The following is a 10296-nucleotide window of genomic DNA, read 5'->3' as shown; positions in this document are numbered from 1 at the left end:
AGATGCTTCGACGGTCCAGGCATACTTCATACTCTCGCTCAAATATTACAAAGTTTTCGACGGTCACTACAGCCGTTTCGTCATCGCGAGACGCCTCCGGCGTCTCGAACGACAGCGAGCGTGCGCCGCCCTCAGCGACCGGGGCTTTGGGGGTGTCCACCATCGAGTCGTCGTCAGTCACGTATCTCCGAGCGGCTGGGGGTTTCGGGGTGTGCAGAGGGAGCTATAGAACAGTTCATATATCTCATTAACCACCCGTGAATCGTTCAGTATAGGCCAAGGAATGAAGACACTGTAGTCTGATCTATTCGGAATCAGATAAGAACGGCGTGCAAGATACAGAGGGTAAATTCAGAGGATGGATCTCTCACGGAAGCGACTCATGGGGAGTATTGTGCTTACAATACAGGATACGGGAATGAACAGTCCGCTACGAGTTACCCTATCTGCACTGCAAATACGATCTGATCGTTCAGTAGAATGTGAAGCGGTTGACCGGCGTCATTCCACTCCTGGCTCTCTGAGTACGGTGATTCTCCAGTGTCGTCAGTATATGTGACTTCTACGTCGTAGTCGCTGTCCATTATCACCTCATTGTTGATTTTCTGTCTCGAATGAGGGTTCATATCGAGACTGGTGTCAATATTCGACGACTCGCCACCGCGCTGCGTGACCGTCATTTCAACTGTCCGCGATACCTCTGCTTCGTTGTGAAGAATCACATCAGTCGCGCCTCGACTACTCCCGCGTCCATCAACACAGCCAGCAATTCCGGCAAGACCGGCCAAACCCATACCAGCAATAAAGGTTCGCCGTGATCGAGTCAAACTCATACACGGTGTTCGAAGCACTGCGACAAAAGAGCAGTCTTCGCTTCAGTCTCTCTTTGTGTCTATACGTCTGACCGATATGCGCCTTGTATGCAGCAGCGTTGAATTCACATCTATACCTCCTGTCACAAGTGACGCGCTGCATTTAGAGGATCAACGCAGCACGCGAGATAATCACTGACCGCTCTATAAGAAGCAGATCTCTGCGAACCTTCAGATTGAATAGATTGGAGTGTAGCGATAAGGTTATGACTGACACTGTGTTGCTACCCGCAAATAGTAGTGGACTGTTCAAAGATGGTGAACTGCAGGAACATAATTTTTCCAATATTTCATTCACTGAAGAAGATGTCGGGACTGATGTGAGCGAATTTGATCTGGAGAATGCAGACACGAGCAATGTCGAAGATATGAGTGGGATGTTTAGTGCTGAACGCGGTGAACCAACATTTGATCAATCAAATCCATTTGATCAGGATATCAGTGGGTGGGACACCAGTAATGTCAAAGATATGGGGAGTATGTTCAGGAATGCTGAGTCGTTCAATCAGGATATTGGCGGGTGGGACACCAGTAATGTTATAAATATGGGAGGTGTGTTCTCGTGGGCTGAGTCGTTCAATCAGGATATTGGCGAGTGGGACACCAGGAATATCAAATATATGATACAAATGTTCACTGGAGCTGAGTCGTTCAATCAGGATATCAGTGGGTGGGACACCAGTAATGTTGAAAATATGGTAAGTATGTTCCGGGAGGCTGAGTCGTTCAATCAGGATATCAGTGCGTGGTGTGTTGAAAAGATCACTCAAAAACCACACCGATTTGATGAATATGCAAGATTTGACGGCGTTGACGCTAAGCAACCAAATTGGGGAGAACCGTGTTGAATACGCGCGTTGTATGCAGCAGTTCCCCTTTCAGCAAATTTAATTATTTTGTAATACACAGCCCGACAGATGGCTGATAATGACGAGGGCGGATCATATGCCTCCGACCCGGCAGTACTAGACCCGCAAGAACGACCGGCAGAAGCTTGTGCGTACGGGCACAAGAGTATTGACTGGATCTGCCCCCGGGATCCTCGGGACGACGGAGACTACTGTATCTTCCACGCACCGGTCTCAGCGAAGCAACCTGAGGAGGTTCGGGATGCATTCGTGGCCGCGCTCGAAGAACCCGGAAAGCAGGCGAAGGCCTTCATCGGGGCGCGCCTGTCGTCGTTAGACCTCTCCTTCGAAACCATCCAGCTGCCGGACAACTACCCCATCGACCTGCGGTACGCGTCTATCGACGATAGGCTTGACTGTACACACGCCAAGTTCGACTCGATACTATGGTTGGCCAACACCGAGATCGGGACCTGTAATTTCGAGAAGGCGTTGTTCCGAGACCACGTTAACCTTGAGGATGCCTCTGTCGGCGAGTTCCGAGCGGATAGGGTGGAGTTCGTCGACGGTATCAGCGCCGAGGGCCTGTCGGTAGTTAACGATAGCCTGATACTTGGTGACCTGTCGTTTCAGCGTGCCCAGTTCGGCGACCGTGTCGACTTAGCAGAACTTACTGTCGATGGAGACCTGAACCTCAGTGACGCCTCGGTACAGGGCCAGTTGGCCCTCGGTTCGGCGGATGTCGACGGCGATATCGAGGCGAGACGTCTCAACTGCGAGGGGAGAGTGTGGCTCAGAGAGGCGTCGGTAGAGGGGACTCTGGAATTGGCGAAGGCATCCGTAACCGGCGAGGTGAGCTTGGGAACCGCGACAATCATAGAGGGAGTGGATATGACAGACTTCGAGGTCGACGAAAGAGTGGAGATGATACACTGCACTGTGGGCGAGTCTCTCGAGGTCTCGGGCGCGGATTTTGAGGACTTGTTACTCGCGTCGGCCGAAGTCGGCGCCATTGAGGGGAGCTCCGCCACGTTCCGGGACGACGTCCAAGCTACCGGCATAACGGTCAGCACAGGAGTCTCACTGGATAGTGTCGACGCTTGTGACCTCAATTTTATGAATTCGACACTGGGAGAGACCGTAGAACTGAACGGGATCGCCGAGGGTATATACTTCGACAACACGACGCTCACCGAGCCAGGGGTCTTCGATCTCTCCGGGGTGACAGCTGAGAGCGGTCGGATAACGTTGCCCGCCGATACCCCCGTCGTCTACGACTTCACGGACGCAACGCTCGGCGACATCAAGCTCGCGACGAACAACGACGACGCCCACCTGTTCAAGCACTTCCGCTTCGAGAACACAACGTTTGACGGCTTTGACTTTGGCCCCTACAAAGACGACCTCGCCGCCGTCGACTGGCGTATCGATACCTTCACTGACGCCGTTGATATCGACGACGAGATTTCTGCTGGCGAGATCGTTTCAGAGGCGGAGGATTTCGCGGATCTGATGGAGGAGGCGGATGAGAACGAGGTGGAAGCCATATCGGAGATGGTCGCCGGCATGGTAGACGCGGCGCCGGTCGAGTTTGACATCGAACTTGAGGACTTAGAGACGACAGACGACGTGCAGGAAACTATGCACGAACTTGCCGAACGAGCCGAGGAAGAGCTGGAAGGCAAAAAGCCCGGAGGGCCGACCCCCGGCGAACTGGAGAACACCTACCTCAAGGCCAAGAACGGTGCTGACCAGACCGGGGCAGACGAGATGGCAGCACGATTTTTCATCCAAGAAATGAAATTTCGCCGACAGCGCCACGCGAACGAGTTCCGGACGGGTGATTCCATCCGCGGACGCCTCAAGAACGCGTGGGATTGGGTGACTAACCTGACGCTGGATGTCGTCGCAGGCTACGGCGAACGGCCGCGGAATGTCGTCGGCGTCTCCATCGGTCTCGTCGCTGCATTCGGCGGTATCTACCAGTTGACGAATTCCCTCCAGAGCGGGAGCGGGACGTGGGACTACGTCCTGTTCAGCCTGCAGAATTTCGTCTCATTCCTCATCGGGAGCAACCCACGAGGGACGCTCGCGGTTCAGTACGTGAGCGCCACCGAGGCGTTCCTCGGGGCCTTCCTCATCGCATTGTTCGTGTTCACGCTGACTCGATCGTTAAATCGCTGATTCGAGCTACTAGCTTTCATTCAGTAAAGAAGCGTCTTACCGAGACTACCATCTAATAACTGCGAGACTCGCGCTCTGTATCTTGCACGGCGCTCAGAACATCACTTGAGACTGGTAGGATTCTCAGCGGTCAATACGCAGGCCAGTTCTGACGGTTGATTCACCGAATCGTAGATGAAATCAAACCCTTACGAATAGTCCCATGACCCCCTCGGTGTGTACCGTCGATCGCTGTCAACCATTTATAAGTGAGTGACGAGGGAGTCAAGGAAGTCCGTCCCGACGGCTGCGATGTGGTATCTGCCTCGTATCGCCAACGGACCTATATCCCGCGCGCCGGTACAACCCCCATGGACGACCGACTCGAACGGGTCATCCGCCAACAGCTCCGCGAGGCGGGCAAGCAGTTCGAGGAGGCGAGGCGGGCGTACGCCGAGGCGAAGGACGACCCCGACGGCGACGACAGCGGGGCGGACCGGTACGACCTCCCGACCGGCGACGACGGGCGGGCGCGAATCGTCTGTCGGCGACACGCGGAGCGGCGCGCGGTCGCCGTCGACGCCGAGGGGCGCCCCTCGTGTTTCGAGGCTGACCACCCCGACTGCGAGGGCTGCGCGGAGGACGTTCGCGACGGGTTCGTCGAAACCTGGTGAGGGCGGGTCTCGGTCGGTGCACGGGATTGGACCCCGCGGGCACCCGAACACGTTTTTACCACACCGCCCTCCGAAGGGCCATGAAGCGGACGACGGTCGTCGCCGGGCTCCTCGTCGTCGCGGGCGTCGGGCTGGCGCTCTCCGGGTTCTTCGCGGACTGGGTCGACGAGCCGCCCTCGCCGGAGGTCGGCGAGGAGTCGCTCATCTCGGTCGACGGCGACTACCGGCTGTGGCCGTACATGAGCCGGAGCGCCTCAGTCGGGGGGCGGACGCTCGCGATTAACGTCGTGTTCCACGCCGACGCAGAGGCGACGCGCGCGGCGATCGAGGGCGGCGCGGAGGCCGACTGGGAGGAGACGGACGAGAACGAGTCGGCGACGACCGCGGAGGCCGAGCAGGTGCGGGCGTTCGTCGAGCGCGACTGGGCCGACGCCCGCAGTTCGACGCGGTACAGCTACGTGGAGGGGCCCGCCGGCGGGGTCTGGCTGACGGAGACGTTCGAGCTCCACGAGGGGGCGTACCTCGGCGTGCGCGATCACGTTCGGGCGTACGAGTCGCCGGACAGAGCGTACACCGCAGTACAGGCCCACGAGGAGTACTACGACTGGTTCCGGCTCCGCCACACGGTGCCCGGAATCGACGAGCCGGCGGTCCGGCTGGAAGACGAGTTCATCCACGGCGGGGTCGACGCCGAGGTGCGCCGCGAGTACCGCGGGATCGAGGGCGGGTGGAGCGACGGCTGGATCTCGGTGATCGAGCTGGCGTCGCTCGTCACGGTCGGCGGCGCCCTGCTCCGACGCCGGACGCGGAGGGCCGCCGTCGACCTCGCGCGGCGGAGCCGACGAGAGGCGGCGAGACACGTCGACGCCGCGGTCCTCGGGGCCGCGCTCGGGGCCGTCGTCGTCGGGGTGCGGGCGGTCGGAGTGGCGCTGGAGCTCGCGTCTCCGAGCCTCCCGCCGAAGGCGATCGCGGGGCCGTTGTACCTCGTCCTCGCCGCCGGGCTGCCGGCGCTCGCCGTCGCGCGGTCGCGCGAGTGCCATCCGACCGCGGCCGCGCTCGCGGTCGTCGTCGGGCTCGGGTCGGGGTTCGTGACGGACTTCGCTGCGCTCGGCGTCGCGGTGCCGCCCGCGCTGATCGTCCACCGAATGGCGCTGCTCGCGGCGCTCGGCGTGGTCGCCATCGGGCGGGCGGCGGACGACCGGCCCGTCCTCGTCGCGGGGCTCCTCGCGTGGGCAGTCGGGCTCGCGCTCCCGCTGGCGGACGTCATATAAGCCGAGAGCGCCGCGAAACGCCCGAATTGCCCCGGTCGACGCCCGGCGGCGATACCACAGAAGGGATATACGCCAGCGTCGAAAGAGGGACGAACGAATGAACGGGCAGATCGGCCGGCGAGAGGCGCTCGCGAGGATCGGGCTGGGGGCCCTGAGCGCCGGGTGTCTCGGCCGGACCCGCAACATCGCGGGGCGCGACAGGGCGTCCCAGCTCACGCTGCGGATCGACGCGGCGCCGGCCGACAGGGACCCAAACGGGATCCGCATCGCCAAGCATCTCGCCGAGAACCTGAACGCGGTGGGGGTCGACGCCCGGATCAACACCCTCAGAGAGACCGACCTCTGGCGGAAGGTGCTGATCAACCAGGACTTCGACGTCTACGTCGGCCAGTTCCTGGAGCTCGACCCGTTAAACCCGGACGCGATGTACGCGTTCACCCACTCGCGGTTCGTCACCGAATCGGGCCGGCAGAACCCGTTCGGCTTCACCGACATCACCGGCGTGGACGAGCAGCTTGAGCGCCAGCGGCGCGCCGAGGGCGACGCGCGGGCCGACGCCGTGACCGACCTCCAGCGCTCGCTGTGCGAGCTCCAGCCGTTCTCCGTCGTCGCGTTCCCGGACCCGCTCACCGCGGTCCGCGAGGAGCGGTTCACGGGGTGGACGAACCGGCGACCGGTCTCCCCCGTCGGGCTCCTCGGGCTGGAACGCGCGGGGACGAGCGACGTCGCCACCGCGAACGACTCAACCGGAGGGAACGCGACGGCCGACGACGTGGAGACCGAGGACGGCGGCGACACGCTCCGGCTCGTGACGACCGACGCCAACATCACGGAGAACTGGAACCCGATCGCGGCCGAGTACCGGCGGGGCGGGACGTTCACCGCGCTGCTGTACGACCAGCTCGCGCTGGTGGACGGCGACGAGGTCGTTCCGTGGCTCTGCTCGGGGTGGGAGCGCGGCGACGGGACCGTGACGGTCACGCTGCGCGACGCGCGGTGGCACGACGGGGAGCCGGTGACAGCCGAGGACGTCGCGTTCACCTACGAGTTCCTCCGGGACACCTCGATGGGGCGACTGGAGGCGGCAGTGCCGACCCCCCGGTTCCGCGGCCGGAGCTCGGTGGTCCGGTCCGCGAGGGTGATCGACGACGCGACGGTGGAGCTCGCCGTCGGTGACGTCAACGACGCGGTCGCGGCGCGCGCCCTGCAGGTGCCGATCCTGCCGGAGCACGTCTGGTCGGACCGGACCGAAGCCGCGACGATCGCCGGCTTCGAGTTCGACGTGGAGACGACCGAGGCGGTGGTGACGAACAACGAGGACCCGGTCGGCAGCGGTCCGATACGCTTCGTCGAGGCGACGGCCGAGGAGTCCGTCACCTTCGAGCGGAACCTGGACCACTTCCTCGTAGGCGCGGGCGCGGTAGACGGCGACGCGGCGTCGGACCCGGCAGCCGGGATCCCAGAGCGGTTCCGCGGGAAGCCGGCGTTCGAGCGGCTGGAGATCGCGGTGATGCCGTCCGACATCGCCGCGGTGCAGGCCGTCGGGGACGGATTCGCGGACGCGACCGTGTCGAACCTCGGGCCGGACGCCGTGCCGCGGATTGGCCGCGAGGCCGACGCACGGCTCGTGACGGGGGAGGCGGGCGGCTTCTACCACGTCGGGTACAACACGCGACGGACGCCGCTGTCGAACCCGCGGTTCAGGGCCGTTCTCGCGTCGCTGGTCGACAAGGACGCGCTCGTCGACGACGCCTTCGACGGGTACGCGGAGCCCGCAGCGTCGCCGCTGGCGACCTCGCCCGAGTGGGTGCCGACCGACCTCTCGTGGGACGGGCGGGAGACGGACCCGGTGTCCCCGTTCGTCGGCGACGCCGGGTCGCTCAACGTCGAGGGGGCCAGAGAGCGGTTTCGCGACGCGGGGTACCGGTTCGACGACGAGGGGCGGCTGCTCTCGAGGGGAGAATGAGCTGGCTGCCGTCGGTCGTCGGAGGCGTCGTGGTGCGTGTCGGCGGCGCGCTGCTCCTCGCGGCCGCGGCGATCATCGGTCCTGACCGGCTCCGTGGACTCCGGGGCGAGGTCGCGGGGCGCCTGTGGCGCTCGCGCCGCGCGCTCGCCGTGCTGGGGGTCGTACTGGTCGCGAGCGCGGTCGGCCGGAGCTCGCTCCAGGCCGTCTCGGGGCTGTGGGGGCTCCGGTTGACGGGGCTGATCCACGCGGTCGAAGGCGAGTTCGTCGGCTGGGTGCAGACGACGTTCGCCACCCCCGAGCTGACGGCGTACTTCTCGTGGGTGTACGTGTACGGCTACGCGTTCCTGCTCTCGTTCCCGTTCCTCGCGTACCTCGCGCTCCCGCGGACGGAGACGCTGGAGCGACTGCTCGTCGCGTACGCGCTCAACTACGCGATCGGACTCGTGCTCTACACGGTCGTGTTCGCGTACGGACCGCGGAACCTGAACGTCGCGACGTCCCTGCTGTTCACCCACAACCCCGACTTCACCGCGCTGACGAGCGAAATAAACGAGGCCACGAACGTCTTCCCCTCGCTCCACACGTCGCTGTCGGTGACGGTCGCGGCGTTCGCCGTCCTGACGCGCGAGGAGTACCCGCGGTGGACGCCGGTCGCGCTGTGGCTCTCGACGTCGGTGGTGATCGCGACGATGTACCTCGGGATCCACTGGCTCACCGACGTCGTCGGCGGGGTCGCCCTCGCGTTCGGCTGCGTCTATCTCTCCCGTCGACTCGTCGATGGGGACGGCGACGCGAGCGGCGAGACCGAGGAGAGCGCAGACGGCGACGCCGTCGCGGGCGACGCTTAGCTCAGGCCCCTTCGACGAGCCGTTCGAGCTGCTCCGGCGGCACCGCGCCGCGGGCCGCGTGCCCGTCGAACGCGAACGTCGGGACCCCGGTGATCCCGCGCTGTCTCGCCGCGTCGAACATCCCCGTCACGCGCTCGCGGAGGTCGTCATCGTCGAGCGCGGCGTCGACGACGTCGGCGTCGAGCCCCGCCACGTCGCTCGCGAGGTCGACGAGCACCTCGCGGTCGCCGATGTCGCGTCCCTCCCGCCACAGCGCCGCGAACACCGCGTCGTCGAAGGCGGGCCACGCCTCGGGGGCGGTCTCCTTCACGCGGACGGAGACGAGCTGCGCGGGCAGCGAGTCGACGTCGGTGGCGATCTCCTGGGCCATCTCGACGTCGTACTGCTCTTGGAGCCGCCGGACGTTCTCGCGGGCCTGCGCGTAGTAGTCGTCGCCCTTCCCGTCGTCGACCTCGTGGTCGATCGTGCCGTCGGGGCTGCGCTTGCCGGCGCGGAGGTCGAACGGGTGCCAGTCGACCGCGAGCGGCTCCTCGCGGGTCTCCTGGTACTCGGCGAGCGACCGCCGGCCGAGGTAGCAGAACGGGCAGACGTAGTCGGAGTAGACGGTGATCGAGTCGGCGTCGTCGGCCCCGGTCGGCGCGGGGGTATCGGCGTTTGACATACCCCCCGTTCGGCCGCGAGCGGCAAAGGAGGTTCGGCGGCGGTGATCGCCACGAATTAATATTACTGGATGATATCACCGAAGTATGAGACGCGAACGCGACCCGGTCTCCCCGCCCGTCGCGCTGACGATGGCCGGCAGCGACAGCGGCGGCGGGGCCGGTGTGCAGGCGGACCTGAAGGCGATGACGGCCCACGGCGTCTTCGGGACCGCGGTCGTGACGGCGACGACGGCGCAGAACACGCGCGGCGTCGAGGACGTCCACGCGGTCCCGGCCGACCACGTCGCGAGCCAGTACGACGCGGTGATCGGGGACTTCGACGTCGGCGCGGTCAAGACCGGAATGCTGGCCACGGCGGATATCGTCGAGACCGCGACCGAGCTGCTCGCCGGCCGTGCGGCTCCCGTCGTCGTGGACCCGGTGATGGTCGCCGCGACCGGCGACCGGCTGCTCTCGCCCGCGGCGGAGGACGCCTACGAGGGGCTGATCGGGCGGGCGACGCTCGTCACCCCCAACGCCGACGAGGCGGAGGTCCTCGTCGGCGAACCCGTCGAGACGCCGGCGGACGCCGAGGCGGCCGGCCGGGAGCTCGTCGCCCGCGGCGCCGGCGCGGCGCTGATAAAAGGCGGCCACCTCGACAAGGGCGGCGAGAGGGTCGTCGACACGCTTGTTCGGGCCGGCGGGGCGGACGGGGGCGAGAGGGACCCGACCGTCGACCGCTTCGAGACGCCCCGGATCGACACCGACGCGACGCACGGCTCCGGCTGCGCGCTATCGAGCGCGATCGCGGCGCGGCTGGCGAGAGGTGAGTCGATTCGTGGAGCGGTCGCCGTCGCGGTCGAAGAGATGACCGAGGCGGTCCGGCGCGGCTACGACGTGGGCGAAGGCCCGGGCGCGGTCAACCCGACGGTGTTGGGCGAGGATTGACATCCTCCCCGCGCTGAAGCGCGAGGATTCCCACGGCACTGCACCGCTGGGTTGGGATGTTTACG

10 protein-coding genes are annotated in these 10296 nt (G+C 64.4%); 7 read left to right on the top strand and 3 right to left on the bottom strand.

Annotated elements, in window-relative coordinates:
• Both N5096_RS15350 and N5096_RS15345 read right to left on the bottom strand, forming a co-directional pair.
• A partial coding sequence (locus N5096_RS15350; protein WP_267665675.1) for a hypothetical protein occupies positions 1 to 181 on the bottom strand: 181 nt, incomplete at its 3' end.
• Positions 182 to 437: 256 nt separating this feature from the next.
• Positions 438 to 833 (bottom strand): hypothetical protein, encoded by a 396-nt coding sequence (locus N5096_RS15345; protein ID WP_267665674.1) that lies wholly within the window; start codon positions 831 to 833, stop codon positions 438 to 440.
• A 245-nt stretch (positions 834 to 1078) separates the two neighbouring features.
• On the opposite strand from N5096_RS15345, the gene N5096_RS15340 reads away from it, so the two are divergent.
• The 6 genes from N5096_RS15340 (at position 1079) to N5096_RS15315 (ending at position 8642) form a co-directional block, all read left to right on the top strand.
• Entirely contained in the window at positions 1079 to 1720 is a 642-nt protein-coding gene (locus N5096_RS15340; RefSeq protein WP_267665673.1) for a BspA family leucine-rich repeat surface protein, read from the top strand.
• A 69-nt stretch (positions 1721 to 1789) separates the two neighbouring features.
• Complete coding sequence (locus tag N5096_RS15335; protein WP_267665672.1) at positions 1790 to 3904, top strand: hypothetical protein; 2115 nt, start codon at positions 1790 to 1792, stop codon at positions 3902 to 3904.
• Positions 3905 to 4254: 350 nt separating this feature from the next.
• Positions 4255 to 4557 carry a DUF7091 family protein gene (locus N5096_RS15330; RefSeq protein ID WP_267665671.1) on the top strand — a complete coding sequence of 101 codons (303 nt, stop codon included), beginning with the start codon at positions 4255 to 4257 and terminating at the stop codon, positions 4555 to 4557.
• Positions 4558 to 4637: 80 nt separating this feature from the next.
• Positions 4638 to 5828 carry a hypothetical protein gene (locus N5096_RS15325; RefSeq protein WP_267665670.1) on the top strand — a complete coding sequence of 397 codons (1191 nt, stop codon included), beginning with the start codon at positions 4638 to 4640 and terminating at the stop codon, positions 5826 to 5828.
• 97 nt (positions 5829 to 5925) lie between these two features.
• Positions 5926 to 7794, top strand: a complete 1869-nt coding sequence (locus N5096_RS15320) for an ABC transporter substrate-binding protein (RefSeq protein WP_267665669.1) — start codon at positions 5926 to 5928, stop codon at positions 7792 to 7794.
• Positions 7791 to 8642, top strand: coding sequence for a phosphatase PAP2 family protein (locus tag N5096_RS15315; protein ID WP_267665668.1), 852 nt, complete (start codon positions 7791 to 7793; stop codon positions 8640 to 8642). The genes N5096_RS15320 and N5096_RS15315 overlap by 4 nt, the downstream gene beginning before the upstream one ends.
• A gap of 1 nt (position 8643) precedes the next feature.
• Here the strand turns inward: N5096_RS15315 and N5096_RS15310 are convergent, their stop codons facing one another.
• Complete coding sequence (locus N5096_RS15310; RefSeq protein WP_267665667.1) at positions 8644 to 9303, bottom strand: DsbA family oxidoreductase; 660 nt, start codon at positions 9301 to 9303, stop codon at positions 8644 to 8646.
• A gap of 85 nt (positions 9304 to 9388) precedes the next feature.
• Between N5096_RS15310 and thiD the strand changes: the two genes are divergently transcribed.
• Positions 9389 to 10231 (top strand): bifunctional hydroxymethylpyrimidine kinase/phosphomethylpyrimidine kinase, encoded by an 843-nt coding sequence (gene thiD / locus N5096_RS15305; protein ID WP_267665666.1) that lies wholly within the window; start codon positions 9389 to 9391, stop codon positions 10229 to 10231.
• Positions 10232 to 10296 lie beyond the last annotated feature (65 nt).

The sequence above is a fragment of the Halorubrum yunnanense genome (genome assembly GCF_026586675.1).
Taxonomy (GTDB): Archaea; Halobacteriota; Halobacteria; order Halobacteriales; family Haloferacaceae; genus Halorubrum; species Halorubrum yunnanense.
This window is presented reverse-complemented; position numbering and strand designations above follow the sequence as displayed.

Excerpts from the sequence above, each read along its gene's own strand:
- N5096_RS15345 (WP_267665674.1), bottom strand. The coding sequence starts at position 833 with ATGAGTTTGACTCGATCACGGCGAACCTTTATTGCTGGTATGGGTTTG.
- N5096_RS15340 (WP_267665673.1), top strand. The coding sequence starts at position 1,079 with ATGACTGACACTGTGTTGCTACCCGCAAATAGTAGTGGACTGTTCAAA.
- N5096_RS15335 (WP_267665672.1), top strand. The coding sequence starts at position 1,790 with ATGGCTGATAATGACGAGGGCGGATCATATGCCTCCGACCCGGCAGTA.
- N5096_RS15330 (WP_267665671.1), top strand. The coding sequence starts at position 4,255 with ATGGACGACCGACTCGAACGGGTCATCCGCCAACAGCTCCGCGAGGCG.
- N5096_RS15325 (WP_267665670.1), top strand. The coding sequence starts at position 4,638 with ATGAAGCGGACGACGGTCGTCGCCGGGCTCCTCGTCGTCGCGGGCGTC.
- N5096_RS15320 (WP_267665669.1), top strand. The coding sequence starts at position 5,926 with ATGAACGGGCAGATCGGCCGGCGAGAGGCGCTCGCGAGGATCGGGCTG.
- N5096_RS15315 (WP_267665668.1), top strand. The coding sequence starts at position 7,791 with ATGAGCTGGCTGCCGTCGGTCGTCGGAGGCGTCGTGGTGCGTGTCGGC.
- N5096_RS15310 (WP_267665667.1), bottom strand. The coding sequence starts at position 9,303 with ATGTCAAACGCCGATACCCCCGCGCCGACCGGGGCCGACGACGCCGAC.
- thiD (WP_267665666.1), top strand. The coding sequence starts at position 9,389 with ATGAGACGCGAACGCGACCCGGTCTCCCCGCCCGTCGCGCTGACGATG.